The 25,906-nt window shown below is 64.2% G+C and carries 27 protein-coding genes and 1 tRNA gene; 16 read left to right on the top strand and 12 right to left on the bottom strand.

Annotated features, from left to right (window positions below; genetic code table 11):
* Positions 1-4: 4 nt before the first annotated feature.
* The 3 genes from FAZ97_RS07895 to dusA form a co-directional block, all read right to left on the bottom strand.
* Positions 5-1,129: an acyltransferase family protein gene (locus FAZ97_RS07895; protein WP_158757941.1), complete on the bottom strand. Its 1,125-nt coding sequence runs from the start codon at positions 1,127-1,129 to the stop codon at positions 5-7.
* A 308-nt stretch (positions 1,130-1,437) separates the two neighbouring features.
* A tRNA-His gene (locus FAZ97_RS07890) sits at positions 1,438-1,513 on the bottom strand.
* Between the two features lie 89 nt (positions 1,514-1,602).
* The gene (dusA, locus tag FAZ97_RS07885) at positions 1,603-2,604 is read right to left on the bottom strand and encodes a tRNA dihydrouridine(20/20a) synthase DusA (protein ID WP_158757940.1); all 1,002 of its coding nucleotides are present in this window, start codon (positions 2,602-2,604) and stop codon (positions 1,603-1,605) included.
* A gap of 419 nt (positions 2,605-3,023) precedes the next feature.
* Here dusA and FAZ97_RS07880 point away from each other — a divergent pair, with 419 nt between their 5' ends.
* Positions 3,024-3,296 (top strand): hypothetical protein, encoded by a 273-nt coding sequence (locus FAZ97_RS07880; protein WP_158757939.1) that lies wholly within the window; start codon positions 3,024-3,026, stop codon positions 3,294-3,296.
* Between the two features lie 100 nt (positions 3,297-3,396).
* Here the strand turns inward: FAZ97_RS07880 and FAZ97_RS07875 are convergent, their stop codons facing one another.
* Positions 3,397-3,738 (bottom strand): hypothetical protein, encoded by a 342-nt coding sequence (locus FAZ97_RS07875; protein ID WP_158757938.1) that lies wholly within the window; start codon positions 3,736-3,738, stop codon positions 3,397-3,399.
* Between the two features lie 76 nt (positions 3,739-3,814).
* On the opposite strand from FAZ97_RS07875, the gene FAZ97_RS07870 reads away from it, so the two are divergent.
* The 3 genes from FAZ97_RS07870 (at position 3,815) to FAZ97_RS07860 (ending at position 6,635) form a co-directional block, all read left to right on the top strand.
* The gene (locus tag FAZ97_RS07870; protein ID WP_158757937.1) at positions 3,815-4,867 is read left to right on the top strand and encodes an NADP(H)-dependent aldo-keto reductase; all 1,053 of its coding nucleotides are present in this window, start codon (positions 3,815-3,817) and stop codon (positions 4,865-4,867) included.
* A 179-nt stretch (positions 4,868-5,046) separates the two neighbouring features.
* Complete coding sequence (locus FAZ97_RS07865; protein ID WP_158757936.1) at positions 5,047-6,108, top strand: permease; 1,062 nt, start codon at positions 5,047-5,049, stop codon at positions 6,106-6,108.
* A 104-nt stretch (positions 6,109-6,212) separates the two neighbouring features.
* The gene (locus FAZ97_RS07860; protein WP_158757935.1) at positions 6,213-6,635 is read left to right on the top strand and encodes a hypothetical protein; all 423 of its coding nucleotides are present in this window, start codon (positions 6,213-6,215) and stop codon (positions 6,633-6,635) included.
* Positions 6,636-6,670: 35 nt separating this feature from the next.
* On the opposite strand, the gene FAZ97_RS07855 is transcribed toward FAZ97_RS07860, so the two are convergent.
* On the bottom strand, positions 6,671-7,507 hold the full coding sequence (locus FAZ97_RS07855; protein WP_158757934.1) for an ABC transporter permease: 837 nt from the start codon (positions 7,505-7,507) through the stop codon (positions 6,671-6,673).
* 57 nt (positions 7,508-7,564) lie between these two features.
* A complete protein-coding gene (gene nodI / locus FAZ97_RS07850; protein WP_158757933.1) occupies positions 7,565-8,479 on the bottom strand; it encodes a nodulation factor ABC transporter ATP-binding protein NodI in 915 nt (304 codons plus the stop codon).
* Positions 8,480-8,825: 346 nt separating this feature from the next.
* Between nodI and FAZ97_RS07845 the strand changes: the two genes are divergently transcribed.
* Positions 8,826-9,296, top strand: a complete 471-nt coding sequence (locus FAZ97_RS07845; RefSeq protein ID WP_158757932.1) for a universal stress protein — start codon at positions 8,826-8,828, stop codon at positions 9,294-9,296.
* 84 nt (positions 9,297-9,380) lie between these two features.
* Here FAZ97_RS07845 and FAZ97_RS07840 read toward each other — a convergent pair whose 3' ends face one another.
* The 3 genes from FAZ97_RS07840 to lexA all read right to left on the bottom strand — a co-directional run bounded on the left by FAZ97_RS07840 (position 9,381) and on the right by lexA (position 11,233).
* Positions 9,381-10,043: a DUF2939 domain-containing protein gene (locus FAZ97_RS07840; protein ID WP_158759092.1), complete on the bottom strand. Its 663-nt coding sequence runs from the start codon at positions 10,041-10,043 to the stop codon at positions 9,381-9,383.
* Positions 10,044-10,150: 107 nt separating this feature from the next.
* Complete coding sequence (locus FAZ97_RS07835) at positions 10,151-10,528, bottom strand: hypothetical protein (RefSeq protein ID WP_158757931.1); 378 nt, start codon at positions 10,526-10,528, stop codon at positions 10,151-10,153.
* A gap of 54 nt (positions 10,529-10,582) precedes the next feature.
* Positions 10,583-11,233 (bottom strand): transcriptional repressor LexA, encoded by a 651-nt coding sequence (gene lexA, locus FAZ97_RS07830; RefSeq protein WP_158757930.1) that lies wholly within the window; start codon positions 11,231-11,233, stop codon positions 10,583-10,585.
* Between the two features lie 292 nt (positions 11,234-11,525).
* Between lexA and FAZ97_RS07825 the strand changes: the two genes are divergently transcribed.
* From FAZ97_RS07825 to FAZ97_RS07795, 7 genes are all read left to right on the top strand, one after another.
* Entirely contained in the window at positions 11,526-12,584 is a 1,059-nt protein-coding gene (locus tag FAZ97_RS07825; protein WP_158757929.1) for a sulfate ABC transporter substrate-binding protein, read from the top strand.
* 142 nt (positions 12,585-12,726) lie between these two features.
* Positions 12,727-13,626 (top strand): sulfate ABC transporter permease subunit CysT, encoded by a 900-nt coding sequence (gene cysT, locus FAZ97_RS07820; protein WP_158757928.1) that lies wholly within the window; start codon positions 12,727-12,729, stop codon positions 13,624-13,626.
* Positions 13,623-14,603, top strand: coding sequence for a sulfate ABC transporter permease subunit CysW (gene cysW / locus FAZ97_RS07815; RefSeq protein WP_158757927.1), 981 nt, complete (start codon positions 13,623-13,625; stop codon positions 14,601-14,603). The genes cysT and cysW overlap by 4 nt, the downstream gene beginning before the upstream one ends.
* 2 nt (positions 14,604-14,605) lie before the next feature.
* A complete protein-coding gene (locus tag FAZ97_RS07810) occupies positions 14,606-15,661 on the top strand; it encodes a sulfate/molybdate ABC transporter ATP-binding protein (RefSeq protein ID WP_158757926.1) in 1,056 nt (351 codons plus the stop codon).
* A 103-nt stretch (positions 15,662-15,764) separates the two neighbouring features.
* Entirely contained in the window at positions 15,765-16,691 is a 927-nt protein-coding gene (locus FAZ97_RS07805) for a CysB family HTH-type transcriptional regulator (RefSeq protein WP_158757925.1), read from the top strand.
* A 46-nt stretch (positions 16,692-16,737) separates the two neighbouring features.
* Positions 16,738-17,766, top strand: coding sequence for an asparaginase (locus FAZ97_RS07800; RefSeq protein WP_158757924.1), 1,029 nt, complete (start codon positions 16,738-16,740; stop codon positions 17,764-17,766).
* A gap of 163 nt (positions 17,767-17,929) precedes the next feature.
* Positions 17,930-18,418, top strand: a complete 489-nt coding sequence (locus FAZ97_RS07795; protein ID WP_158759091.1) for a RidA family protein — start codon at positions 17,930-17,932, stop codon at positions 18,416-18,418.
* Positions 18,419-18,717: 299 nt separating this feature from the next.
* On the opposite strand, the gene FAZ97_RS07790 is transcribed toward FAZ97_RS07795, so the two are convergent.
* The 3 genes from FAZ97_RS07790 to gcl all read right to left on the bottom strand — a co-directional run bounded on the left by FAZ97_RS07790 (position 18,718) and on the right by gcl (position 22,420).
* Positions 18,718-19,623: a 2-hydroxy-3-oxopropionate reductase gene (locus tag FAZ97_RS07790; RefSeq protein ID WP_158757923.1), complete on the bottom strand. Its 906-nt coding sequence runs from the start codon at positions 19,621-19,623 to the stop codon at positions 18,718-18,720.
* A gap of 99 nt (positions 19,624-19,722) precedes the next feature.
* On the bottom strand, positions 19,723-20,520 hold the full coding sequence (gene hyi, locus FAZ97_RS07785) for a hydroxypyruvate isomerase (protein WP_158757922.1): 798 nt from the start codon (positions 20,518-20,520) through the stop codon (positions 19,723-19,725).
* Positions 20,521-20,635: 115 nt separating this feature from the next.
* Positions 20,636-22,420, bottom strand: a complete 1,785-nt coding sequence (gene gcl / locus FAZ97_RS07780; RefSeq protein ID WP_158757921.1) for a glyoxylate carboligase — start codon at positions 22,418-22,420, stop codon at positions 20,636-20,638.
* Positions 22,421-22,623: 203 nt separating this feature from the next.
* On the opposite strand from gcl, the gene FAZ97_RS07775 reads away from it, so the two are divergent.
* From FAZ97_RS07775 to rpsF, 4 genes are all read left to right on the top strand, one after another.
* Positions 22,624-23,532, top strand: coding sequence for a substrate binding domain-containing protein (locus FAZ97_RS07775; RefSeq protein ID WP_158757920.1), 909 nt, complete (start codon positions 22,624-22,626; stop codon positions 23,530-23,532).
* A gap of 128 nt (positions 23,533-23,660) precedes the next feature.
* Positions 23,661-24,428 (top strand): RNA polymerase sigma factor, encoded by a 768-nt coding sequence (locus FAZ97_RS07770; RefSeq protein WP_158757919.1) that lies wholly within the window; start codon positions 23,661-23,663, stop codon positions 24,426-24,428.
* A complete protein-coding gene (locus FAZ97_RS07765; RefSeq protein ID WP_158757918.1) occupies positions 24,418-25,335 on the top strand; it encodes an anti-sigma factor family protein in 918 nt (305 codons plus the stop codon). The genes FAZ97_RS07770 and FAZ97_RS07765 overlap by 11 nt, the downstream gene beginning before the upstream one ends.
* 196 nt (positions 25,336-25,531) lie before the next feature.
* Positions 25,532-25,903, top strand: a complete 372-nt coding sequence (gene rpsF, locus FAZ97_RS07760) for a 30S ribosomal protein S6 (protein WP_027818337.1) — start codon at positions 25,532-25,534, stop codon at positions 25,901-25,903.
* The last annotated feature ends 3 nt before the right edge of the window (positions 25,904-25,906 follow it).

The following is a 25,906-nucleotide window of genomic DNA, read 5'->3' as shown; positions in this document are numbered from 1 at the left end:
GAAGTCAGGCCGTTGCACTCTCTGGAACGCTGATGATCCGGCGTGCAGCCGCGCTGCCTCGATTTCGGAGGGGGACTTCGATAAGTCGGTAGTTTAATTCCGCGAACAATGCGATCAGAGCCAGCGCCGTCACGATATATCGGAGCGTGTACGTCCCGTTCGGAAATGTCAGACCGGTACGCAATGCGGCGCGACTCCAGTACTCGTGTGTAATCACATAGGCTGGCAGATGGCAAAGATAGATTGCGTAGGAGCGTGAACCGATCCAGACCATGATTGGGCGCAACGCGCGGGACGGAAACACGTAAGACCTGTTGAACGATGCGATATACACGAGAGCGGCTGAGACTGCGGCCATTAATCCGACGTGGAAGCGAACAACATCAAGGGCACCCGGGACGGCAATCAGCAAAAACACAAAGAACAGGCTAACGCCCCAAGCCTTGGTCCGGGTCTTCAGAGATTGCGGTTCGAAAACGCGGTATGTCGGAGTGCGCGAGAAGAGGTAGATCACGACGCCCCACATCATCGAATCGAGACGAGTCAGCCAGAAGATCGAGCCCATTTCCCGACGCATGGGAAACTGGAGGGCAATGGCGATAAGCAGGACTTTATAGCGCCATGCGACCGGCACGAATATGACGAAGAATGGGAAGAGTAGATAAAACTGTTCTTCGAGCGACAGGCTCCAGTAAACCGTGGTGCCGCCCATATTGATACCGAAGTACTGGGCGAAATTCGCCACGCTGGCCATGATGGCGACGGTCGGGGCAGCCACGTCGTGCAGACTGCCGAAGTGCGCCATGACAAACGCCCATAGCCACGCTGATGGTAGCAGGCGATATACACGCCGCACCCAGAAGGCCTTCACGACGAACCATTGGCGCCCTTCAGTGCGTGCGAGATCGATAGAGTCCATAACGGACTTGCTGACCACGAAGCCTGAGATGCAGAAGAAAAGATCAACGCCGCCCCAGAATTGCAGATAGTTCTCCGCTGCTCCGAAGGGATGCGGGTTCCATCTGAGGAGGATGTACAGATGCTGAAGAACGGTCAGGATGATTGCGACGGCCCGCAAACATTCAATATCAGTATTTTTTTTTGCCATCGCTATTGATGCAATGTGCATTCCCCGAAATTTTCTTTGGTCTCACTGCTGATGCGGGGCGCATTGTACACGTCCGAGCGCGTAGTTCAAGGAGGCATCCCTCTCCTTGACTGACTCATGTGTTTGCTGTGGTGGCAGCAATACGTTGTCGTTGCTGCGTCACCGGACTACTCGTTGTTCGTGCCTCGGTGACATCTTGCAGGTTCCCCGTGCCAAGGTGCCGAACGTTGTCGACGACCGGCTGGCTGGATTGCATGATGGAGGCGCTGATTTCGGACGCAAAAAAGCCCGCAACCAGTGCGGGCTAATTTGTTCACTGCTGAATTCTTTGGGGTGGCTGATGGGACTCGAACCCACGACAACAGGAATCACAATCCTGGACTCTACCAACTGAGCTACAGCCACCGCTGTTTTTCTCAATCAGCGCTGCTTCGCAAGCGGCGTCAATCAAGAAGCAAGATTATATACACACCAAAGCGGCCTTGCCTAGCCCTTTATTCAAGAATTTCATCCGCAACGCGCAGATATTCACGTGCCTCGTCGAAGATCGCGAGATCCGCCTTCGCGAGCTTGCGGTTGTCCGAGAGGATGCGGCGCCATCCGCGCGCACCGGCCATGCCGCGATAGAGACCCAGCGCGTGACGCACGATCGCGCCCAGGTAGGTGCCGCGCGCGATTTCGCTCGCGCAGTACGCAATGAGCTTCGCCTCCACTTCCTCGCGCGTGAGCGCGGCGTCGGTTGCGCCATAGAAGCGCGTATCGACGTCGGCGAGCACATACGGGTTGTGGTAGGCCTCGCGGCCGAGCATCACGCCATCGACATGCTGTAAGTGCTGCTCGACTTCGTCGAGCGTCTTGATGCCGCCGTTGATGATGATTTCGACCTGCGGGAAGTCGCGCTTGAGCTGGTACGCGTAGTCGTACTTGAGCGGCGGGATCTCGCGGTTTTCCTTCGGGCTCAAGCCCTTCAGGATCGCGTTGCGCGCATGCACGATGAAAACGTCGCAGCCCGCTTCGGCAATCGTGCCGACAAAGTCGCGTACGAACGCATAGTCCTCGACCGTATCCACGCCAATGCGGTGCTTGACCGTCACGGGCACGGAGACGACGTCGCGCATCGCCTTCACGCAGTCCGCCACGAGTTGCGGCTCGTTCATCAGGCACGCGCCGAAGGCACCGCGCTGCACGCGCTCGGACGGGCAGCCGCAGTTCAGGTTGATTTCGTCGTATCCCCACTGTTCACCGAGCTTCGCGGCGCGCGCGAGGTCGTCGGGTTCGCTGCCGCCCAGCTGAAGCGCAACCGGCGCTTCGGCCGGCGTGAACGCGAGATGGCGCGGCACGTCGCCGTGGAGGAGGGCGCCCGTCGTCACCATCTCCGTATACAGCCACGTGTGCCGGGAGATGAAGCGATGCAGCGAGCGGCAGTGGCGATCGGTCCAGTCCATCATCGGCGCGACGGAAACGCGGCGGGGGCTGGCTTGACGGTTGGCGGACATGGCGATGGGAAACCGGAGAAGAACGGCTCTAGCGTGGATCAACCTTGCATTTTAACGCATACGGGCTTGACTCTTCGTACCCTTTGCGCACTGCGCCAATTTGCCGGATTCCCATGCAGGAAGCGCGCCTGATGGCCATTTTCGGGCCAAAAACCCTACTCAAGTTATGTATTCCCGCGGGGATTTGCTGCGTTGCGCAAATATTTTTGAGTGCCCTTTTAGGGTCTGTTCGTCGCTCAGCCCCGTCGGAATTGCCTGGCGCGATTGTTGTGGAATGGAGAATAGTAAATTCGGATTATCGCGATTATTTTCCGATAGTAGGTGTATACACTGAGTTTCGTTGACGCAGCTCGTGGGCACTGACCTCCCAGGCGCGGCGCCTTCCCGATCCGCCATTGAACCTGATATTGGAGTCCACCATGAAGACCAAACTCATCGCAGCGCTGCTGGTCGCAGCCACCGCTTCTGTTGCCGCTCCGGCGTTCGCCAGCGGCTATGGCCCGGCACCGTTCTATCGCCCGAACGTCGGCGCGCCGGCTTCGCAGCGCGGCCAGAGCGTCCAGACCGTGGCCGCCGAGCGCGTCCAGGAACAAGGCGCCCAAACGGCATACGGCGGCGTCGCCGGTTCGGCTTCGCAGTCGGGCAGCCACGCGAAGGCCACGGGCCCGCAATCGGTGTTTTTTGGCCAGTAAGCCGCACTGAAGTTCGCGTGCCGCTCCGCGGCCTGAAAGCCGGATGTCGTTTCGACGTCCGGCTTTTTGCTTTTCAGGCCCGCGTAGTCTCAGGCGACGCTCAGGTGGCGGCGCGCACCCGTTGGTCGATGGCCGCGCGTATCCGGTCGAAGGCCGCGTCGAAGGCGTTGTCCTGAGTCGGGAAGCGGCCGGCGGCAATGCCGTCGATCGGTACGTTGGCGTTTTCGGCGTCCGTCAGACTGTGGATGATTTGCGTCGAGACAAAAAAGCCGGCTTCGTGGTCGCCGTCCACGCCGGCGGTCATGTCGAAACCCATGTATTCGTAGCTGCGTCGGTTTTCCATGCCGGTGCCTCCTCGTAGGCTCATGTGCGGATTCTGGCACGTCTGCCAGCGTACGGAGCCGTGCCCGGCCGCGCCGCATCTGGCCAAATCCGGCCGCATTCAGCATTTCCTGAAAAAATTCCCGCGGCATGATAGCTTCAGCGTTTCCCCAACCGAACTGACGGACAACGTTTCCATGGAATACCGCACACTCGGCGATACCGACGTCAAGGTGAGCCTGATCGGGCTCGGCACGATGACGTGGGGCGAGCAGAACACGGAGCGCGAGGCGCACGAGCAGATCAACTACGCGCTCGACCAGGGCGTCACGCTGATCGACGCCGCTGAAATGTACCCCGTGCCGCCGCGCCCGGAGACGCAAGGGCAGACCGAGCGTTTCATCGGGACGTGGCTCGCGCAGCACCGCGCGGCGCGCGAGCGCATCGTGCTCGCCACCAAAATTGCGGGTCCGGCTCGCCAGCCGCACAATCCGCAGCACATTCGCGGGCCGCAGAACCAGTTCGACCGCAAGAATCTGACCGAGGCGCTCGACGGCAGCCTGAAGCGCCTGCAGACCGATTACGTTGATCTGTATCAGCTGCACTGGCCCGACCGCAGCACGATGACGTTCGGCCGCAACATGTATCCGTATCTCGACGACGCGTACACGGTGCCGATCGAGGAAACGCTCAGCGTGCTCGCCGACTTCGTGAAGGCCGGCAAGGTCCGCCATATCGGCGTGTCGAACGAAACGCCGTGGGGCGTTGCCCAGTTCCTGCGCGCCTCCGAAAAGCTGGGGCTGCCGCGCATCGTCAGCATCCAGAATCCGTACAGCCTGCTCAATCGCACGTTCGAAAGCGGCCTGTCCGAATTCGCGCACCGCGAAGGCGTGGGCCTGCTCGCGTATTCGCCGCTCGCGTTTGGCTGGCTGTCGGGCAAGTACGAGGGCGGGGCGCGTCCGGAAGGCGCCCGCATCACGCGCTTCGAGCGTTTCAAGCGCTACAGCAAGCCGGAATCGGTGGCCGCGACTACGCGTTACGTGGAACTCGCCCGGGCGCATGGCTACACGCCCGCGCAGTTCGCGCTCGCTTTCGTCAATAGCCGGCCGTTCCTCACCAGCAATCTGATCGGCGCGACCTCACTCGATCAGTTGAAGGAAAATATCGCGAGCGCCGACGTCAAGCTCACCTCCGAATTGCTCGCACAAATCGACGCGCTGCACGAGCAGCAGCCTAATCCCGCCCCTTAAAGGGACAGCCGGCGTAGCGCGGCCCCTCCTTGGGCCACGAATCGCCAACGCCGCAAAGTCGTTGGCGATTCGCAAGGCATACACTACGATCCAGCATGCGCCAGTCGGGGCGCCATCACGCCTCGCGTGACGGCGTCCCGACTGGCCGCCCATACGCTCAATCCCGGAGAAATTTCACAATGACGAGCGCACGTCCAGCGCAATCGCCGCCGTCCTACGGCTGGCCCATTTTTATCTTGCTGGCGGTGGCCGGCCTCTTCTACGTGAAGTGGTTCCCGTACTATCACCGCGCGTTCACCGCCGAGGAAACACACTCCATCGGCAAATCGATCCTGATGGGCGGCGCGTCCACCGCCCCTGATCCCTCGTTCTCGGCCGCGCTCGATTACGCCTTCGCCTACGGCAAGGCGATCTGGCAGGCCATGGTGCTCGGTCTGCTGCTCGGCTCCGGCGTGCAAGCGCTCCTGCCCGTGCAATGGGTCGCGCGCGTGCTCGGCCGGCGCGGCTTTGGCAGCGTGGCGGCAGGTGGCTTGCTCGCGGTGCCAGGCATGATGTGCACCTGCTGCGCCGCGCCTGTAGTGGTCGGCCTGCGCGCACGCAATGCGTCGGCGGGCGGAGCGATCGCGTTCTGGCTCGGTAACTCCGTGCTCAACCCCGCCACGCTCGTGTTCATGGGCTTCGTGCTCGGCTGGCAGTGGAGCGCGCTGCGTCTCACACTGGGTTTGCTGATGGTGTTCGGCCTTGGCTGGGTCTGCAACCGGCTCGTCACGCCCGAGGAGTCGCGCGCTGCAGACGACCGCCTCGCGCTCCTCGCCCGGCAACAGGCGGAAGGCGGCAACGTCTTCGTGCGCTGGGCGCGTATTTTCGCGCGCATGGCCGTGCGTCTCGTGCCGGAGTACATCGTGCTCGTGCTGCTGCTGGGTGCCGCGCGCGCCTGGCTGTTCCCGCATATCGGCCCGGAAGTCACGAGCAGCCTTGGCTGGATCGTCACGTTCGCGGTGGTCGGCATGCTGTTCGTGATCCCCACGGCCGGCGAGGTCCCCATCATCCAGGCGATGCTCGCGCTCGGCATGGGCGTGGGGCCCGCGGGCGCGCTGCTGATGACGCTGCCCCCCGTGAGCGTGCCGTCGTTCGCGATGCTGGCGGGCTCGTTCCGGCCGCGCATGCTCGCCGTCGTGGGCACGACTGTGGTGTTCTTTGGTATCGTCGCGGGGCTCGCGGCGGTGGCTCTCGGCTTCTAGCGACGCCGGGACGCGGCAAGCGCCATGCGTCCCGCGTTGGCATTCCTGTAATACGCGGGCGGTTCGCCGTCCGCCACGGAGCGGGCCGCGGCCCGAAAACCAGCATGGCAAAGCAAAAAACCAATCCGAAACTCGAGCAGGCGCTCACGCGCGGCGATCTCGCCATCCGCCAGGCCAACTCGGCCCGCGCCACGGCGGTGCTGCGCGCGCTCGGCAAGATGATCGTCGAGGCTTCGGCCACCATCGGTGTCGAGGCGGACACCTCGATTCCCGACGGCGATCGCATCTACGACCCGGCCGACGGTCTCTGGCCGCAGGCGCTGCTGGTTTCGCTCGATGGCCCAGTGGAGGAGTCGGATCCGGAAGAGATCCGCACGGTGCGTTTGCTCGCCCAGACCCAGTCGACGATGTTTCGCGTGGAATGGCATCGTGCCGACGGCAAGATCGGCCGCCAGGAAGGCGGTCCGTTCGCTACGGTCGCATTTATTTCGGACGTCGATATTCCCTGGGGAGACGACGAGGACTGAGTGCCTCGCGAGGCTTCAACGTGCTTTAAGGTGCTTTAACGCATCATGCGCCGGCGGAACAGCACCGAAGCGATCGCGAATGGCACCACCACATAGATCGCGAGCACCAGCAGATGCAGGCCGGCCTCGTCGACCGGCCGGTCGAGCATGGCGGGGCGGATCAACGCGACGGCATGCGCGAGCGGCAGCATCAGCGTGATGTGCTGCGCGGCCGCGGGCAGTTGCGCGATCGGGAAGAACACGCCGGAGAGCAGCAGCATGGGCGTGAGCACGAGCGTTTGATAGAACATGAAGAAGTCGTAGGACGGCGCGAGCGCGGTGACGATCATCGCGCAACTCGCGAACGCGAGGCCCGCGAGCGCGATCACGGGCAGCGCGAGCAGCATGGAAGGAAAACTCGCATAGCCGAGCAAACCGGCGACCACCATGATCGCCGCGCCCGAGAGCATCGACTTGCTCGCGGCCCACATCACTTCGCCCAGCACGACGTCGCCAAGCGTGAGCGGCGTGTGCATGATCGCTTCCCATGTGCGCTGCACGTGCATGCGCGAGAAGCCCGAATACATCGACTCGAAGCTCGCCGACATCATCACCGATGACGACACCGTGCCTGCCGCGAGAAACGCGATGTACGAGACGCCGTCGACGTGCCCGACCATCAGCCCGAGCCCGAAGCCAAGACCGAAGAGATAAATCATCGGGTCGGCGAGATTGCCGAACATCGAGGCGAGGGCGAGCTTGCGCCAGACCAGATAATTGCGCCGCCACACGGCGATCCAGTTCGTGGCGTTCGAAGGCAGCGCGGCGCGCGGCTCGCGCAGGGGCGCGTGGGCGGAGCGCGAGGGCGTCGGGTTGTTGGTGCGTGTTTGCATGGTGTCCTTGGCGATTCGTACACCGCCGTCAATCCTGCTGCATTAAAACCTGCCGCATTAATCCTGCATCTCGCGGCCCGTGAGCCGCAGGAACACGTCTTCGAGATTCGCGGGCCGGTGCAGGTAGCGTAAATCGGAGCGGTGGCGCAGCTTCGCATGCACGGGCGCGGGGTCGTCGACATAGCAGAATAGCGTCTCGCCGCTGATCTCCGTGCGCTTCGCATCGGCCGCGAGTTCGTCGCGCAGCGAGACCGGGTCGGGGCCGTACACCTCGATCACATCGCAGCCGATCTCCGATTCGATCAGCGCCTTGGGCGCGCCCTCGGCGATCTTGCGGCCTTCCTCGATCACGCAGACGCGATTGCAAAGTCGTTCGGCCTCCTCCATGAAATGCGTGGTGAGGAGAATCGTCTTGCCGCGCGCGAGCAGCGAGCGCAGCCGCTCCCAGATCAGATGCCGCGCTTGTGGATCGAGCCCGGTCGTGGGCTCGTCCATCACGAGCACGTCGGGGTCGTTCACGAGCGCGCGCGCCAGTGTGAGACGACGGCGCATGCCGCCCGAGAGTTCGCCCACTCGCGCATCGGCCTTGCTTTCGAGGCGTGCGAATTCGAGCAGCGGCGCGACGAGGTCGCGCGTTTCGCGCGCGGACAAGCCGAAGTAACGGCCGAACACGAGCAGGTTCTCGCGGACGGTGAAGTCGGGGTCGAGATTGTCGAACTGCGGCACCACCCCCACGCGCTGACGCGCATGACGCGCGCGCGCCGGCACGGGCTCGCCGCACAGGCTGATGCGACCCGCATCGGGCGAAACGATGCCGAGCAGCATGCGCAGCGTCGTGGTCTTCCCGGCGCCATTGGGGCCGAGCAGCCCGAAGCACTCCCCCGGAACGACGTTGAACGACAGGCCGTTGACGACCGTCCTGTCTCCGTAATGTTTGATGACCTGCTCGAATTCGATGGCGGGTGCGGACATGGACCAGTTGAACGTGAGTCGAACGGGCGTCGCGCGCGACTGACGCAAAAAGCGCACGCGAGAGCGAGCGCAAGAGGGAACGAAAAATCGCGCGCAACAAGGCGGTCCATTTTAGTGCATTGCTGCGTGACGGGTCGGGCGCCGTTTCGAAGCCGTCCGACGTGGCACGAGGCGAATGCATGTCACGGCAAGCTTCAGTCCGTGCACAAGACGTGTGCGCTGGGGAGGATGTATCTGGCGCTTTTCGATGCCCACCTGGCGTTTTCCAGCCCTTGCGTGTGGAATTGCGGCGCACCATCATGAGAATCGCACAGCCTGCAAATCACGCGGGCAGGGAGAAGCGATCATGGCGAGCTACAAAAAAATTCTGCTCTGTTACGACGGCTCGCGCGAAGGCCGCAAGGCACTGCGTTGCGGCGCCGATCTTGCGCTCGATCTACAGGCGGAAACGCATCTGCTCTCGGTTGTCGACATGCGCTCGACGATCGCGCAGAGCGCCGGCCTGCTGACCGATGTGGCCTGCGGCCGCTTCGAAGAAACGGCGCGCGAAATCCTTCAGGAAGGTGTGGACTGGCTGACCGAGCGCGGCGTGCGTGCCCAGGGGCATTTCGCGTTCGGGCATCCGATCGACGAAATCGCGAATCTGGCCAACGAACTGAATGCCGACCTCGTGGTGGTGGGTCACCGCTGCCGCACGGGGCTTTCGCGCTGGTGGATGGGCGCGGGCAACACGCCGCTGCTCGACCGCGTGTCGTGCAGCATTCTCGTGGCGTGTTCGTCGGCGGCTGAGGAAAAACGGCAGCAAGCCGCTGCTTAGGCGATCAAGCCAGGCGATCTAGCACGTTCGAGTGGGCCGGTTCGCACAGAACCGGCCTGTTTCCACTTTCACTTCCGATCTGTCTCAGTTCGAGACGTTTCCTTCGCTCAGCTCGACCGCTGAGAGTTTCCACGAGAAGAGCCCATGGCGCTGCAGGATGGCGGCATAGTGCTCGCCTGTATTGCCGCGGTCCCAGGTGAGCGCGAATTCGTTCAGGCCGCGATAGCCGGCCGTGGTGACCGGGCGAGCGTCGGTCGCGGGATTGCCCGGGGCCGCTGGAGCGGGGGGCGATGCCGATTGTGTGGCGTCCGCCGGTGACTCGCTCGATTCCGCTGGCGGCGGCGCGTGCGGGCGGTCGCCGGGCTTGCCCGTCGGCGGCATGCCGCTCAGCAGGGCAGCCACGCCTTCCGGCGTTGCGTAGGCATCCACGAGCGGACTGATCAGGGCCGCACCAATCACGGCGCCGAGGATCAGCAGCGGATTGCTGCTGTGCTGCCCTTCGACGCGCCGCTGCAGCATCTCGCCGACCTGCTGCTTGAGGCTCAAGCGCAACGCAGGGTAATCGACGTACTCGTTGAGTGCGGCGGCGTCGCGGGCGTCGGCGGCGGCTTTCATGTGTTTCACAGCGATATAGGGCGACGCATACGCGTAGCCGAGCGCGCCAACAATCATGGCGAGCGCAACGGTGATTGCAACAGGCTTCTTCCAGCCTTGGGTCTTACGTGGGGTCGAGAGAGATTCCGTCATCGGCATAGGGTAAATCGTTCAAACACGGTGTTGACCGCAAACCTGGCCAAACGATCCCGACCGTAACCTCTTCTCACATTTGAGCCGCGTACCTGCGTAAATCGGGCTTACTTCGCGAGGGCCGCAGGCAGGTCGCTGTGCTGCTCGGCAATGCAGCGGTCGATTGCCCGGCAGACCGCGTCAACCGTACCGACGAGGATGAGCCGCGAAGGCCCCTGGTAGACGCGCACCGGTGCGCGGCGCATGGGCTGTTCGGTATTGAGCGAGCTGTTCAGCGATACACGCGCAAACGCTGGCTGAGCCGAGGGCAGCGCCGGAAGGTCGGCCGCGCTGGCCGCGACCATCTCCGGCGAGTCGTCGAAGAGCGAGCCGCTGAGTGCGCCAGCCGAATCGCGCATTTCGCGCACTGCGCACGACGCGATTCCACGAAGGTGACGAAGACGGCCGAATTGACGGAAGGGCAGCAAGCGGGCAAGGCGTTCCATGACTCTCTCCAGGTAGTGCGCAAATTCAGCGCAAAATGCGCGCAGACGGATTGCTTAGAATTCGGTGGGGCGGATCAGGCCAACCGCGATGCCTTCCAGCGCGAATTCCGCGCTGCCAGCCTCGACAAAAATATTGTCGTAGTCGGGGTTCTCGGCGATCAGTTCGAGCCCATTCGAGCGGCGCTTCAGCCGCTTCACGGTGACGTCGTCGCCAAGGCGCGCCACGATGATTTGCCCGTCTTTCGCTTCCGCCTTCTTCTGCACGGCGAGGAGGTCGCCGTCGAGAATGCCGGCGTCGCGCATGGAAAGGCCGCGCACTTTCAGCAAGTAGTCGGGACGGCTCGAGAAGAGCGCCGGGTCGCACATGTAGTTCTGCGAGATGTGCTCCTGCGCGAGGATCGGGCTACCCGCGGCGACTCGGCCAACGAGCGGCAGCGAGAGCTGCATGATGCTCGGGTGCGGGAGCGTGAACTGGTGCGGCAGGTCGTCGGGCCCCGGCATGAGGCGGATGCCGCGCGAGGCGCCTGCAGCCAGTTCGATCACGCCCTTGCGCGCCAGCGCGCGCAGATGCTCCTCCGCGGAGTTGGCCGAGCTGAAGCCGAGTTCCGCCGCGATCTCGGCGCGCGTGGGCGGGAAGCCCGTGCGCTCGATAGCCCGGCGAACCAGATCGAAAACCTGCTGCTGTCGTGCGGTGAGTTTGGTCATGGCGCCACTGTATGTTTGAACAGGTAACTGTATTTTTATACAGTACTCGCCACTTTTCAAGTGTTACTTGAAGTTCATCAACTGAACGTTGCTATCAGGCCGTTTTCCCGTGTTCGTACGGACGAAACCGCGCTTCAGCAGCGGCTTCCTCTGTCTTTACCACTTTTGCGTATTAAAAAATGAGAAAACATCATTTTTAATAATGTAAGCGGATCGCTAGACTGGCCTCCATCGTTAGCGGCAAATCACACATGAGCGCGAACGAGCACACACGAAAACGGAGAACAGATAGATGGGCACGACACATACGGGGCGCGCGGGCTGGCTGAAATCACTGGCGGCAAAACTGGTTATCGGCGTTGCGCCGTTCGTCGGCGTCACGGCGATGGTGGCGATGGCGCCCGTGGCCGCGCACGCGGATACGTCGCTGCTCAACGTCTCCTACGATCCGACGCGCGAGCTGTACCAGGACATCAACGAGGCCTTCATCAAGCAGTGGAAGGCGAAGACGGGCGAAACGCTGACCATCAAGCAGTCGCATGGTGGCTCGGGCGCGCAGGCGCGCTCGGTGCTCGACGGCCTGCAGGCCGACGTCGTGACGCTTGCGCTGGCATGGGACATTGACGCGCTCGCCAACAAGGGCATCGTCGCGAAGGACTGGCAAAAGCGCCTGCCCGACAATGCCTCGCCGTACACGTCGACCATCGTGTTTCTCGTGCGCAAGGGCAACCCGAAGCACATCAAGGACTGGGACGACCTGACGAAGCCGGGCGTGTCGATCGTCACGCCCAATCCGAAGACCTCGGGCGGCGCGCGCTGGAACTATCTCGCCGCGTGGGCCTATGCGCTGCACCAGCCGGGCGGCAACGAGCAGAAGGCCAAAGACTTCGTCTCGAAGCTCTACAAGAACGCGGGCGTGCTCGACTCGGGCGCCCGGGGCGCGACGACGAGCTTCGTGCAGCGCGGTATCGGCGATGTGCTGATCGCATGGGAGAACGAAGCCTTCCTTTCGCTGAAGGAATTCGGCCCGGACAAGTTCGAGATCGTGGTGCCTTCGGTGAGCATTCTGGCTGAGCCGCCGGTTGCGGTGGTGGACAAGGTCGTCGAAAAGAAGGGCACCCGCAAGGAGGCCGAGGCCTACCTGCAGTTCCTCTATAGCGAAGAGGGCCAGGAGATTGCCGCGAAGAACTTCTACCGTCCGCGTTCGGACAAGGTCCCGGCGGCGCTCACGGCGAAGTTTCCGAAGCTGAAGCTCTATACGGTCGACGACACGTTCGGCGGCTGGACCAACGCGCAGAAGACGCATTTCGCGGATGGCGGCGTGTTCGATTCGATCTATCAGCCGCAGTAAGTCACGCAACACCGCAGTACCGCTGTACCGGTGAGCAGTCGAAAACGACGCGACCGCATAACAACGAAGCGCGCCCACGGGCGCGCTTTTCGGCGCCGCCTGCGAACCCGGCAAGCGCGCAACCCATGTCTGGACGATGAGCATGACAACGTTTCGATTGCGCAAGCCCAGTGCGCTGCCGGGCTTCGGCTTGACGCTCGGCATCACGGTGGCTTACCTGAGCCTCGTGGTGCTCATTCCGCTGGCCGCCACCTTCCTCAAGACGGCGACGCTCGACTGGAACCAGTTCGTACGCGCCGTGTGGTCGCCGCGCGTGATCGCGTCGTACCGTCTCACGTTTACCGCCGCGCTCGGCGGGGCGCTCATCAATGCGGTGTTCGGCTTCCTGCTCGCGTGGGTGCTCGTGCGCTATCCGTTCCCGTTCAAACGCGTGATCGACGCGCTCGTCGATCTGCCGTTCGCGCTGCCCACGTCGGTAGCGGGCATTTCGCTCGCCGCCGTGTATGCGGGCAATGGCTGGATCGGCCAGTTCCTGCAGCCGCTCGGTCTGAAGATCGCGTTCACGCCGCTTGGCGTGCTCGTGGCGCTGACCTTCATCGGCTTGCCGTTCGTCGTGCGCACGGTGCAGCCGGTGCTCGAAGACTTCGAGCGCGAGCAGGAGGAGGCCGCGGCGTGTCTTGGCGCCTCGCGCTGGCTCACGTTCCGCCGCGTCGTGCTGCCTGCGGTGCTGCCGGCGCTGCTCACCGGCTTCGCGCTCGCGTTCGCGCGCGCGCTGGGCGAGTACGGTTCGGTCATCTTCATCGCTGGCAACGTGCCGATGAAATCGGAAATCACGTCGCTGCTCATCATCACGAAGCTCGAACAGTATGATTACGCGGGCGCAACGGCGCTGGCCGTGATGATGCTGTGCGTCTCGTTCGTCATGCTGCTGCTCATCAATTCGCTGCAGTGGTATTTGCAGCGCCGTACGAGCCGCGGCGTTACGGCCGGCAGCGCGCCGCATGCCGTTGTGTCCGCAACCGTTGCGGGAGGTGCGCAATGAGCACGTTGCCGCAACCACGCAGCACGCGCCGGCCCGACCCGGTTACCGAAGCGCCGTGGGTGCGCTGGCTCCTGACCGGCATCGCGCTCGCGTTTCTCGCGCTCTTTCTCGTGGTGCCGCTCGTCGCCGTGTTCTGGCAGGCGCTTTCGAAGGGCATTGGCTTCTACTTCACGTCGCTCGTCGACCCCGACGCGCTTTCCGCGATCAAGCTCACGCTGATCACCGCGGCGATCGCGGTGCCGCTGAACCTGGCGTTCGGTCTCGCGGCGTCGTGGGCGATCGCGAAGTTCGAGTTTCGCGGCAAGGCGCTGCTCACCACGCTGATCGACCTGCCGTTTTCCGTTTCGCCCGTGATCTCGGGTCTTATCTACGTGCTGCTGTTCGGCGCGCAGGGCTGGCTCGGGCCGTGGCTCGAAGACCATAACGTGCAGATCATCTTCGCGGTGCCGGGCATTGTGCTCGCCACGATTTTCGTGACATTCCCGTTCGTCGCGCGCGAGCTGATTCCACTGATGCAGTCGCAAGGCAACGATGAGGAAGAGGCCGCGCATGTGCTGGGCGCCTCGGGCTGGCAGATGTTCCGCCGCGTGACGTTGCCCAATATCCGCTGGGGCTTGCTGTACGGCGTGATTCTTTGCAACGCGCGCGCGATGGGCGAGTTCGGTGCGGTTTCGGTGGTGTCGGGCCATATTCGCGGCCAGACCGACACGATGCCGCTGCACGTCGAGATCCTCTACAACGAGTACAACTTCGCGGCGGCCTTTGCCGTGGCATCGCTGCTCGCGTTGCTCGCGCTCGTCACGCTCGGCCTGAAGCTGCTCGCGGAACGCCGCCTTTCGGCGGAACTGCGCGGCGCAGACGACATTCCCGCTTACGCCGGCCCCCAGCCGGCGGCCATGCAGCACGCTTCACAACACGCGACACAACACGCAGCGCCGCGCGCCGTGCGCCAACCGATTCAAGTAGGGGAGCAGTAACCATGGGCATCACCGTCAGCAATCTGCAGAAGCGCTTCGGCGACTTCACCGCCCTCGACAACGTCTCGCTCGACTTTCCGCCGGGCGAACTGGTTGCGCTGCTCGGACCTTCCGGTTGTGGCAAAACCACGCTCCTGCGCGTGATCGCGGGCCTCGAATATGCCGACGCGGGCCAGGTCGTGCTGCAAGGCCAGGACGTGGGCGAAGTGGGCGCGCGCGAGCGCGAGGTGGGCTTCGTGTTCCAGCATTACGCGCTGTTCCGCCATATGACGGTATTCGAGAACGTGGCGTTCGGCCTGCGCGTGAAGCCGCGCAGCGAGCGGCCCTCGGAGGCCGTGATCCGCGAAAAGGTGCATGAACTGCTCAAGCTCGTGCAGCTCGACTGGCTCGCCCAGCGCTATCCGTCCGAGCTGTCGGGCGGGCAGCGTCAGCGCATCGCGCTGGCGCGCGCGCTCGCCGTTGAGCCGAAGGTGCTGCTGCTCGACGAGCCGTTCGGCGCGCTCGACGCCAAGGTGCGCAAGGAATTGCGCTCGTGGCTGCGCCGTCTGCACGACGATCTGCACATCTCGACGATCTTCGTCACGCACGACCAGGAAGAAGCGCTCGAAGTGGCCGATCGCATCGTCGTGATGAATCATGGGCACGTCGAGCAGGTGGGCAGCCCGCAGGACGTCTATGATCATCCGCAGACGGCTTTCGTCTATGAGTTTCTCGGCGCTGCGAACCGCCTGCGCGGCAAAGTGGATGCGCGCGGCTTCGTGGCCGAAGGCGCGGCGCAGCCGATCTCGGTGCACGCCAGCTTCGAAGGACCGGCGCTCGCCTACGTGCGTCCGCACGATCTCGTGCTGCACCGCGAAGCGAGCGACCATCGCGACGGCATTGTCGTCGACGTGCGCCGCGTGGTGACGCTGGGCGGCTCGGTGCGCGTGGAGCTGGAAAGCCGCACGGGCGGCGCGCTCGAAGCCGAACTCGACCGCGAGTCGTGGCGCGCGCTGGGGCTCGCGGTGGGCCAGGGCGTGACGGCGGTGCCTCGCGGGCTGCGCGTGTTTCCGGCTTAAGTACGCGGCTTGATTGCGCGGCTCAAAAAGCGGCGCAATGCGCGTTACAGTGCTCACATCGACGAAAAACGAATAATCGGTCAGCAGTCCCGGAGAGAAGACCATGAATTTTCAGCAGTTGCGTTTCGTGCGCGAAGCCGTGCGGCAGAACATGAACCTGACCGAAGTGGCGAACGTGCTGTACACGTCGCAGTCGGGCGTCTCCAAGCAGATCAAGGATCTCGAAGACGAGCTCGGCGTGGACATCTTCATTCGGCGCGGCAAGCGCTTGACCGGCCTCACGGAGCCCGGCAAGGCCGTGCATCAGCTGATCGAGCGCATGCTGCTCGACGCCGAGAACCTGCGCCGCGTGGCGCGCCAGTTCGCCGATCAGGACAGCGGTCACCTCGTGGTCGCGACGACCCACACGCAGGCGCGTTACGCGCTGCCGAAGGTCGTGCACCAGTTCCGCGAGGTGTTTCCGAAAGTCCACCTCGCGCTGCGCCAGGGCAACCCGCAGCAGATCGCGCAGATGATCATCAACGGCGAGGCCGACATCGGCATCTCGACCGAAGCGCTCGACCGCTTCCCGGATATCGTCACGTTCCCGTGCTACTCGTGGCATCACGTGGTCGTGGTGCCCAAGGCGCATCCGCTCGTGGGCCGCGAAAATCTCACGCTCGAAGACGTGGCCGAATATCCAATCATCACCTACGACCAGGACTTTACGGGCCGCTCGCATATCGACCAGGCCTTCGCGAAAGCGGGCGTGGTGCCCGACGTGGTGTTGACCGCCATCGACGCGGACGTGATCAAGACCTATGTCGAACTCGGCATGGGGGTCGGCATTGTCGCGGCGATGGCCTACGACCCGAAGCGCGACAGCGAGCTCGTCGCGCTCGACACGGAACATCTGTTCGAAGCGAGCACGACGCGCGTGGGCCTGCGTAAGGGCGCGTTCCTGCGTCAGTATGCGTACCGGCTCATCGAAATGTTCGCACCGCAGCTCACCGAGCAGCAGATCGCGAGCCAGTTGCGCGAAGCAACCTGAAAAGTGGATTTTCTCGGCGGGCCGCGGATCGCTTAAAATCGCCGCCATGAATACATCCACTTCCTCTTCCGCAGCGGCGCCCAAGGCGCTGCCGCGCATCGCCGTGCTCGCGACGGGCGGCACCATCGCGGGCTCCGCTGCCGACGCGGCGAACACGGCGGGTTACCAGGCCGGCGTAATCGGTGTCGCGCAACTGCTGGCCGCCGTGCCGGGCCTCGACGCCATCGCGCAGATCCACGCCGAGCAGATCGCGAGCATCGACAGCAAGGACATGTCGCTCGCGCTGTGGTCCACGCTCGCGCAGCGAGTGAACGACCTGCTGGCCAGCGACGAGATCGACGGCGTGGTGATTACGCACGGCACGGATACGCTCGAAGAAACCGCGTATCTGTTGCATCTCACGGTGAAGAGTGCGAAGCCGTGCATCTTGACGGCGGCCATGCGGCCCGCCACGGCGCTTTCCGCCGACGGCCCGCTCAATCTGCTCAACGCCGTCACGCTCGCCGCGAGCGAGGCGGCGGCGGGGCAGGGCGTGCTGGTGGCGTTCAATAACCGCATTCATTGCGCACGCGACGTCGCGAAGGTCAGCACTTACGCGGTGGATGCGTTCCAGTCGCCCGAGATCGGCGCGCTGGGGTGGGTGCAGGATGGGCGCGTGGAATTCCAGCGCCGGGCGCTGCGCCCGCATACGGTCGACGCGCCGTTCACGGCGGCGGGTCAATGGCCGATGGTCGAGATCGTGACGAGCTACGCGGGCGTGTCGCGCGCGGCGGTCGAAGCGCTCGTGGCCGCCGGTGTGGATGGGTTGGTCGTGGCCGGCACGGGCAACGGCTCGATTCACGGCGGATTGCAGCAGTCGCTGGCCGAAGCGGCCGCCAAGGGCGTGGCTGTCGTACGTGCGTCGCGCGTCGGCTCGGGTCACGTGATGCATAACGGCGCGGCGAAGGACGACGCGCTCGGCTTCGTTTCGTCGGGCACGCTTAGCCCGTACAAGGCGCGGGTGCTGTTGCTGCTCGCGCTCGCAGCGGGCATGACCGACACGGCGGGGCTGCAGGACGCGTTCGACACGTACTGAGCGCGGCAACGTGCAAGGCCGCAAGGGCCTGGCGGAGCCATCCGCCAGGCCCTTTTTGCTTCTTGCCTCGTTGCCGCGCTTTTACTGCAGCGGCGCAAAGGCCTCGCTCGAAGGAACACCCTTGCGTTGTAACATCGCAGTCTGCGACCAGGGGGCAAGAAACGTGACGACGAGAGACGAAAGGCTAGGGAAGTTAGCGATCGAACTGGGATTTGACCTGAGCGAACCCATCAAGGCGGGAGGAAAGTACACCCCCGTGCTGGTTGATGAGAATGTCGCTTACATTGCGGGTCAAATTCCCCGGATTGGGGACGTGGTTCGCTTTGTTGGCATTGTTGGCGAGTCAGTCTCACTCGATGAAGCGCGTCAAGCCGCCGCGACGTCCACCGTTCGGGCGCTGACGCTTGCCAAGGGCGCTTTGGGTTCGCTGGACGCGATTTCGGCTGTTCCACGGATTACCGTATTCGTGCGTAGCGCCGCTGACTTCACGATGCAAAGCGAAGTGGCCGATGGCGCATCCGATGCGTTGTACTCGGTCTTGGGTGAGGTGGGCGTGCACACGCGAACTTCGGTCGGTGTTTTGCAATTGCCGAAGGGCGCATCGGTCGAAGTCGATTTCATTTTCAAGGTGAAATCGCTTAGGGGCGCTTGAGATCGAACGGGCGAAGCGGAGTCAATGAAAAAACGGGCATCCGACACGCGGACACCCGATGACGACGTCTGACCGACCAAGGCTTCCCCGCCGTCACCGGGCGCCGCTTTCGGACCCCACTGGCCGCCCTCAGCCCAGAGCGGCACCGATTTGCCTCGCGACGGTTGCCGCCGCCGCGAAGCGCCCCACGGGAGGCACGTGCGCAGTAGTCATCGCGCACGTTCCGATATGCGTGATCCGGTTTTGCGGGCGGTCCGCGCGTTGCGCCGCGCGAACCGCCGTCCTGCAACCGCTGAAACTTAAGCCACCTTCACTTGCGCCTGCGGTTCGGCGATCTCGAAGTTCGCCATGATTTCGAGCGCGCGGATCATGGCCGAGTGGTCCCATGCCTTGCCGCCGTTGGCGGCGCACACGCTGAAGAGTTGCTGCGCGCTCGCGGTGTGCGGCAGCGCGATGCCGAGCTTGCGCGCGCCGTCGATCGCGAGGTTCAGGTCCTTCTGGTGCAATTCGATACGGAAGCCCGGATTGAACGTGCGCTTGGTCATGCGCTCGCCGTGCACTTCGAGAATGCGCGACGAAGCGAAACCGCCCATGAGGGCCTTGCGCACGCGCTCGGGATCGGCGCCCGAACGCGCTGCGAACAGTAGTGCTTCGGCCACGGCCTCGATGTTCAGCGCGACGATGATCTGGTTGGCGACCTTCGTGGTCTGGCCCGCGCCGTTATCGCCGACGAGCGAGATGTTCTTGCCCATCAGTTCGAACAAGGGCTTTGCGAAATCGAACGCCTTTTCCGGACCGCCGACCATGATCGAAAGCGTGGCTTCGCGTGCGCCGACTTCGCCGCCCGAGACCGGTGCGTCGAGATAGTCGCAGCCGAGCGCGTTGATCTGCTTGGCGAACTGTTGCGTTTCGAGCGGCGAGATCGAGCTCATGTCGATCACGAGCTTGCCAGCCGAGAGACCCTTGGCGACGCCGTCGTCGGCGAACAGGACGTTGGCGACATCAGGCGTGTCCGGCACCATCACGATGACGATGTCCGACACCTTCGCAACAGCCGTCGAATCGGCGACGACTTCGGTTTGCGTGCGCAGGTCGTCGGGCACCGGGTACTTGCCGTTCACGGCGAGCGTGTGGCCGCCCTTGATGAGGTTGCGCGCCATGTGCGCGCCCATGATGCCGAGTCCGATAAAGCCAATCTTTGCCATCTTGTGTCTCCGTTAAAGCGAATGCTTGAATGTCCGTCAGTGCGTGTGCGTCGTTGCGCGCGAGTGGTTGCGTGCGCGTAGTTGCCTCCGATTACGCGCTCAGGCGAGTTCGGCGGTGCGCTGCTTCGCGCTGCGCAGCCAGCTGAGGCCTTCGACAGTCGTCGTGCGCGGCTTGTACTCGCAGCCGATGTGACCTTCGTAGCCGAGCGTGTCGAGCAGATCGAACAGGAACGGGTAGTGGATTTCGCCCGTGCCAGGCTCGTTGCGGCCAGGATTGTCGGCGAGCTGGATATGGGCGATCTTCGCGAAGTGCTTCTTGATCGTCGCGGCGAGTTCGCCTTCCATGCGCTGCATGTGATAGATGTCGTACTGCAGGAACAGGTTGTCCGAGCCAGTCTTTTCGATGACGTCGAGTGCTTCGGCCGAGCGGTTTAGCGCGAAGCCGGGAATGTCATACGAGTTGCACGGCTCGGCCAGCAGGCGGATGCCTTCGCGCTTCAGCTCGCCAGCGGCAAAGCGAAGGTTATCGACGATCGTGGCGAGCGCGGTTTCGCGATCGACGCCCGCCGTCGGAATGCCGACGAGGCAGTTGAGCTGCGGCACCTTCAGCGCCTTCGCGTACTCGATTGCGCGGCCCACGCCTTCCTGGAACTCGCCACGGCGATCGGGCAGGCACGCAATGCCGCGCTCGCCTGCTTCCCAGTTGCCGGCAGGCAGATTGTGCAGCACGAGCTTCAGCCCGTTGACTTCGAGGCGCTCGGCCAGTTCTGCGGCCTTGTACGGATACGGGAACAGGAACTCCACAGCGTCGAAGCCCGCTTGCGCCGCCGCGGCAAAGCGGTCGAGGAAGGGCACTTCGTTGAACAGCATGGTGAGGTTCGCGGCGAATTTTGGCATGGTGCGGGGTCTCGCTGGTCGGTCAAAAAAAGGAAGTCAGGCGGGCAATCACGCTGGCAGCGCGCCGAAGCCGTGCGCGCTGCCTGTGCTGCGGTGTTGCGTGGTCGAGTGCCGCTCAGTCGAGGGCATTCAGCGCGCTGATGGCAGTCGGCGCGTGCTCGGGCTTTTCGGCCAGTTCTTCGAACTCGTTGATCGCGTCGATCTCGGTGCCCATCGAGATGTTGGTCACACGCTCGAGTATCACTTCGACGACCACCGGCACGCTGTGCTCGGCAGCGAGCGCCTGGGCCTGCTTGAGCGCCGGTGCGATTTCTTCCGGCTTGAACACGCGCAGCGCCTTGCAGCCGAGACCTTCGGCGACCGTGACGTGATCGACGCCATAGCCGTTCACTTCAGGTGCGTTGATGTTCTCGAACGCGAGCTGCACGCAGAAGTCCATGTCGAAGGCGCGCTGCGCCTGGCGAATCAGGCCCAGATACGAGTTGTTCACGACCACGTGCACGTACGGCAGCTTGAACTGTGCGCCCACGGCCAGCTCTTCGACCATGAACTGGAAGTCGTAGTCGCCCGAGAGCGCCACGATGGGGCGCGTCGGATCGGCTGCGCGCACGCCGAGCGCCGCGGGAATCGTCCAGCCGAGCGGGCCCGCCTGGCCGCAGTTGATCCAGTTGCGCGCCTTGTACACATGCAGGAACTGCGCGCCCGCGATCTGCGACAGGCCGATCGTGCTCACGTAGCAGGTGTCGCGGCCGAACGCCTTGTTCATCTCTTCGTACACGCGTTGCGGCTTGATCGGCGTGTTCTCGAAGTGCGTCTTGCGAAGCATCGTGCGCTTGCGTTGCTGGCAGTCGGCCACCCACGCACTGCGGTCCTTCAGCTTGCCTGCGGCCTTCCATTCCTGCGCGATTTCGACGAAGAGTTCGAGCGCGGCCTTCGCGTCCGACACGATGCCGAGATCCGGGCCGAACACGCGGCCGATCTGCGTCGGTTCGATATCGACGTGCACGAACTTGCGGCCCTTCGTATAGACCTCGACGCTGCCCGTATGACGGTTCGCCCAGCGGTTGCCGATGCCGAGCACGAAGTCGGAGGCGAGCATCGTCGCGTTGCCGTAGCGATGCGAGGTCTGCAGACCGACCATGCCGGCCATGAGCGGGTGGTCGTCGGCAATCGCGCCCCACGACATGAGCGTCGGGATCACCGGCACGCCCACGGTTTCGGCGAACTTGACGAGCAGGTCTTCGGCTGCCGCGTTGAGCACGCCGCCGCCCGACACGATCAGCGGCTTTTCGCTGGCGTTGAGCAGTTCGAGCGCGGCTTCGATCTGCTTGCGCGTCGCCTTCGGCTTGTAGACCGGCAGCGGCTCGTACGTGTCGATGTCGAATTCGATTTCGGCGAGTTGCACGTCGATCGGCAGATCGACCAGCACCGGACCCGGACGGCCCGAGCGCATCAGATGGAACGCCTGCTGGAACACGCGCGGCACGAGCGCCGGCTCGCGCACGGTGACGGCCCACTTGGTGACGGGCTTGGCGATCGACTCGATGTCGACGGCCTGGAAGTCTTCCTTGTAGAGGCGGGCGCGCGGCGCCTGGCCCGTGATCGCGAGGATCGGAATCGAATCGGCCTGGGCCGAGTAGAGGCCCGTGATCATGTCGGTGCCTGCGGGGCCCGAGGTGCCGATGCACACGCCGATGTTGCCGGGCGTGGCACGCGTATAGCCCTCGGCCATGTGCGAGGCGCCTTCGACGTGGCGCGCCAGCACGTGCGTGATGCCGCCGGCCTTCTTCATCGCCGAATAGAACGGATTGATGGCGGCGCCCGGCACGCCGAAAGCGGTATCGATGCCTTCTTTTTCGAGCACCAGAACAGCGGCGTCGACGGCTCTCATTTTGGCCATGAATGTCTCCTGAATGTCTCGTATGCGGGGAATGGCTAAGCGTTGAGGCCCACTTTAGGGGCACAGGAAAGGTTTGATAAGATCAGTCCAGGTCGTTTATTCCGAAACAAAAAGTATGGAATGCTGGTGTGGCGGGGCTTCCGGCGCGGGCAAGAGTCGCGCCGGCGCCTGCGGCGCGCGGCATGGGAGAGAGGAGACACGCAATGGACCGCTTCAAGCAGATCGAAACCTTCGTGCGCGTCGCGGAAGCGGGCAGCCTCGCCGCTGCGGCGCTCGAGGAAGGCGTCTCGCCGGTCATCCTCGGGCGGCGCATCGACGCGCTGGAAAAGCGCCTGGGCGTGAAGCTCATCTACCGCTCGACGCGGCGGCTCGTGGTGAGCGAGGAGGGCGCGGCCTTTCTCGAGCGCTGCCGTGGCCTGCTCGCGGACTGGGATCAGGCCGAAAACGAGCTGTCCGCCGGGCGCCAGGTGGTGAGCGGCCATCTGATCGTCTCGGCGCCTGCCGCGTTCGGGCGCAAGCATGTCGCGCCGCTCGCGCCCGCGTTTCTCGCCGACAAGCCCGAACTCCAGGTCTCGTTCAATCTCACCGACCGCGTGGTCGATCTGGTGCGCGAGGGCTATGACCTGTCGATCCGCATTGGCGGCGCGGTGGATCCGAACTTCGTCGCCGTGAAGCTCGCCACGAACCGGCGCGTGGTGTGCGGCACGCCCGAGTACTTCCGCAAGCACGGACGCCCGAAAACGCTCGAAGACCTGCCGAACCACAATTGCCTCGCGTTCAACCTGCAGGGCGGCCAGAACCGCGGCTGGTACTTCAGCCGCGGCGGCAAGCTCGTGACGGTGCGCGTGGGCGGCACGCTCGATTGCAACGACGGCGAGCTGCTGCATCGCTGGGTGACCGAGAGTCTCGGCCTCGGCTGGCGCTCGACCTGGGAGATCGACGCTCAACTCGCGCGCGGCGAACTCGAGACCGTGCTAGACGAGTACGCGCTGCCGGACTACGACATCCTCGCGGTGTATCCGCAGCAGCGCTACGTGCCGGCGCGCGTGCGCTATTTCATCGACTATCTCAAGGAGGTCTACGCGCGTCCGGGCTATTGGGCCGGTGTGTGATGACGCATTTCGAATTTATTTTCGTTTTCGTGCACAGAGCGCGGGAATAAACTGGCCCGAGCTTCGGTAGTGCGTGTATAGCGGCCACGGTCGCGCAAGCAAGCCAGACGAAGACGCGAGGGGACGACGTGGGCGAATCCGCGTATGAACAGGATGAGGCCGGACGCAGCCGCCGCTTTCAGGCGCTGGCGCTGCCGCATCTCGATGCGGCCTACAACCTCGCGCGCTGGCTTTCGCGCAATCAGGGCGACGCGGAAGATATCGTCCAGGAGGCGTTCCTGCGTGCGTTTCGCTTCTTCGACGCGTTTCGCGGCGACGAGGCCCGCCCGTGGCTGCTCGCAATCGTGCGGCGCGTCTGGTACGACGAATGGCGGCGGCGCGCGGGGGCGGAAGAGGTGGCGCCATTCGACGAGTTGCGCGACGACGCGCCGCTCGAAGGCTGGGAAACCGGCGGCGTCGATCCGGAGACGCTCGCGATCCGTGCCGAAGACGCCCGCCATGTGCAGGACGCGCTGAGGCGCCTGCCGGTGGAGTATCGGGAAGTGCTGGTGCTGCGCGAGCTGGAAGAGTTGGGCTACCGCGAGATCGCGGCGATTGCCGACTTGCCGGTCGGCACCGTGATGTCGCGGCTTGCACGGGGCCGCAGGCGTCTGGCGACGCTGCTGGCGGCATACCGCGGCGAGCGTGGCGCAGCCAGCGAACCCGCAAGCGAATCCGTTGTCCGCGCTCCCGGCTGCGCGGACGACAGGGCAGGTGTCGGGGGAAGCAATCAAGCCAGGAGACCATCCGGCCGGGGGAGCGGCGGTCGGTTCCGCGAGGAGCCGGCCGCCGACGGCGGAGCGCCGTTGCGCTCCCGCACTGACGGCCGAACGACGGAGGCGCCAGATGAACTGTAACGAAGCGCGCCCGCTGGTCGACGCCAGCGTCGATCGCGAACTCTCCGCCGCCGACGAATGGCGTGTGCGCGAGCATCTCGCAGGTTGCGAGCAGTGCCGCCGTGTCGCCGACGACGCTCAGGCTATCTCTCAGATGATCCGCTCGGCGCCATACCACCGCGCGCCGGCTGGGCTCGCTGCGCGTATCGTCGCGGCATTGCCCGCGACCGATGTGGCGCCCGCGAAGGCAACGCCATCGCCCGCTCCCGTGCGCGGCTCGGGTGGCTGGCGCGCCTGGTTGCGCAACGGGTGGCCGGGGAGCGGCGCAGGCGTGCAGGGCGGTGGTGGCTGGAGCGTGCCGGCCACGAGCGCGGGCCCGCGCGCGGCCACGCTTGCGTGGTTCGGCTGCGCCGTACTGATCCTTTGCGCGCTGGCGGTGATCGGCACGTTGCATCTGCGCCGACCGGCCGCTGAGACCGCTTTCGTCGACGATCTCGTGTCGAGCCACGTGCGCGCCCAGATGTCGGGCCGGGATATCGACGTGATATCGACCGATCGCCATACCGTGAAGCCGTGGTTCAACGGCCGCATCGACTACGCGCCGCCCGTTTTCGATCTGGCGCCGCAGGGCTTCGCGCTGGCGGGTGGGCGCCTCGATTATGTGGGGCGTGAACGCGTCGCCGTGCTCATCTATCACTATCAAAAGCATGTGATCGACGTCTATGTATTCCCGCCGGGCGCGAGCGGGCCGGCTGTCTCGGGCGGCGCGCCGTCGAGTTCGAGCGAGGGCTACGCGCTCCTGCGCTGGCAGGCGGCGGGCATGACCTGGTGGGCGGTTTCGGACGCCGGCGCGGATGCGCTCGACGGCCTGCGCGCGGCGCTCGACGCCCGTCTCGCGGGCGGCGCAAGCGAGGCGGCCGGCAGCTAGGTTTTCGTCTCCCAAGAGCGCGGTAGGACGTCTCCAGGACGCTCCTCGCCGCGCAAGTCATTGAAAACACGCCCGATTCATCGCCCGGAGGCACGATCTGCCTTGCGCGCGTGGCCCATCCGCGCTACAATCTTCGGCTTCTCACTTGCCGCACCGGTTCCGACGCCCGGGTGGCTTTAATCCACAAGGAGTGAATATGCGTCATTACGAAATCGTCTTTATCGTGCACCCCGATCAGAGCGAGCAAGTGCCCGCCATGATCGAGCGCTACAAGAGCACGATCACCTCGCACGGTGGTCAGATCCACCGCATCGAAGACTGGGGCCGTCGTCAACTGGCCTACATGATCGAGAAACTCGCGAAGGCTCACTACGTCTGCATGAACATCGAATGCGACCAGACCACGCTCGACGAACTGGAACACGCGTTCAAGTTCAACGACGCTGTTCTGCGTCACCTCATCGTCAAGATGAAGAAGGCCGAAACCGGCCCGTCGCCGATGATGAAGGAAGTGCAGCGCGAAGAAGCCAAGAAGGCGGCTGCCCAGCCGACCGAAGCGCAGGCTTAAGTA

Source organism: Paraburkholderia acidiphila (assembly GCF_009789655.1).
In the GTDB taxonomy this organism is placed as follows: domain Bacteria; phylum Pseudomonadota; class Gammaproteobacteria; order Burkholderiales; family Burkholderiaceae; genus Paraburkholderia; species Paraburkholderia acidiphila.
Note: the sequence above shows the minus strand (reverse complement) of the source record. Positions and strands in the feature narration are given on the sequence as shown.

What these genes read in the sequence shown, in the direction of transcription:
- FAZ97_RS07895 (WP_158757941.1), bottom strand. Translation starts at nt 1,129, where the DNA reads ATGCACATTGCATCAATAGCGATGGCAAAAAAAAATACTGATATTGAA.
- dusA (WP_158757940.1), bottom strand. Translation starts at nt 2,604, where the DNA reads ATGTCCGCCAACCGTCAAGCCAGCCCCCGCCGCGTTTCCGTCGCGCCG.
- FAZ97_RS07880 (WP_158757939.1), top strand. Translation starts at nt 3,024, where the DNA reads ATGAAGACCAAACTCATCGCAGCGCTGCTGGTCGCAGCCACCGCTTCT.
- FAZ97_RS07875 (WP_158757938.1), bottom strand. Translation starts at nt 3,738, where the DNA reads ATGCGGCCGGATTTGGCCAGATGCGGCGCGGCCGGGCACGGCTCCGTA.
- FAZ97_RS07870 (WP_158757937.1), top strand. Translation starts at nt 3,815, where the DNA reads ATGGAATACCGCACACTCGGCGATACCGACGTCAAGGTGAGCCTGATC.
- FAZ97_RS07865 (WP_158757936.1), top strand. Translation starts at nt 5,047, where the DNA reads ATGACGAGCGCACGTCCAGCGCAATCGCCGCCGTCCTACGGCTGGCCC.
- FAZ97_RS07860 (WP_158757935.1), top strand. Translation starts at nt 6,213, where the DNA reads ATGGCAAAGCAAAAAACCAATCCGAAACTCGAGCAGGCGCTCACGCGC.
- FAZ97_RS07855 (WP_158757934.1), bottom strand. Translation starts at nt 7,507, where the DNA reads ATGCAAACACGCACCAACAACCCGACGCCCTCGCGCTCCGCCCACGCG.
- nodI (WP_158757933.1), bottom strand. Translation starts at nt 8,479, where the DNA reads ATGTCCGCACCCGCCATCGAATTCGAGCAGGTCATCAAACATTACGGA.
- FAZ97_RS07845 (WP_158757932.1), top strand. Translation starts at nt 8,826, where the DNA reads ATGGCGAGCTACAAAAAAATTCTGCTCTGTTACGACGGCTCGCGCGAA.
- FAZ97_RS07840 (WP_158759092.1), bottom strand. Translation starts at nt 10,043, where the DNA reads ATGACGGAATCTCTCTCGACCCCACGTAAGACCCAAGGCTGGAAGAAG.
- FAZ97_RS07835 (WP_158757931.1), bottom strand. Translation starts at nt 10,528, where the DNA reads ATGGAACGCCTTGCCCGCTTGCTGCCCTTCCGTCAATTCGGCCGTCTT.
- lexA (WP_158757930.1), bottom strand. Translation starts at nt 11,233, where the DNA reads ATGACCAAACTCACCGCACGACAGCAGCAGGTTTTCGATCTGGTTCGC.
- FAZ97_RS07825 (WP_158757929.1), top strand. Translation starts at nt 11,526, where the DNA reads ATGGGCACGACACATACGGGGCGCGCGGGCTGGCTGAAATCACTGGCG.
- cysT (WP_158757928.1), top strand. Translation starts at nt 12,727, where the DNA reads ATGACAACGTTTCGATTGCGCAAGCCCAGTGCGCTGCCGGGCTTCGGC.
- cysW (WP_158757927.1), top strand. Translation starts at nt 13,623, where the DNA reads ATGAGCACGTTGCCGCAACCACGCAGCACGCGCCGGCCCGACCCGGTT.
- FAZ97_RS07810 (WP_158757926.1), top strand. Translation starts at nt 14,606, where the DNA reads ATGGGCATCACCGTCAGCAATCTGCAGAAGCGCTTCGGCGACTTCACC.
- FAZ97_RS07805 (WP_158757925.1), top strand. Translation starts at nt 15,765, where the DNA reads ATGAATTTTCAGCAGTTGCGTTTCGTGCGCGAAGCCGTGCGGCAGAAC.
- FAZ97_RS07800 (WP_158757924.1), top strand. Translation starts at nt 16,738, where the DNA reads ATGAATACATCCACTTCCTCTTCCGCAGCGGCGCCCAAGGCGCTGCCG.
- FAZ97_RS07790 (WP_158757923.1), bottom strand. Translation starts at nt 19,623, where the DNA reads ATGGCAAAGATTGGCTTTATCGGACTCGGCATCATGGGCGCGCACATG.
- hyi (WP_158757922.1), bottom strand. Translation starts at nt 20,520, where the DNA reads ATGCCAAAATTCGCCGCGAACCTCACCATGCTGTTCAACGAAGTGCCC.
- gcl (WP_158757921.1), bottom strand. Translation starts at nt 22,420, where the DNA reads ATGGCCAAAATGAGAGCCGTCGACGCCGCTGTTCTGGTGCTCGAAAAA.
- FAZ97_RS07775 (WP_158757920.1), top strand. Translation starts at nt 22,624, where the DNA reads ATGGACCGCTTCAAGCAGATCGAAACCTTCGTGCGCGTCGCGGAAGCG.
- FAZ97_RS07765 (WP_158757918.1), top strand. Translation starts at nt 24,418, where the DNA reads ATGAACTGTAACGAAGCGCGCCCGCTGGTCGACGCCAGCGTCGATCGC.
- rpsF (WP_027818337.1), top strand. Translation starts at nt 25,532, where the DNA reads ATGCGTCATTACGAAATCGTCTTTATCGTGCACCCCGATCAGAGCGAG.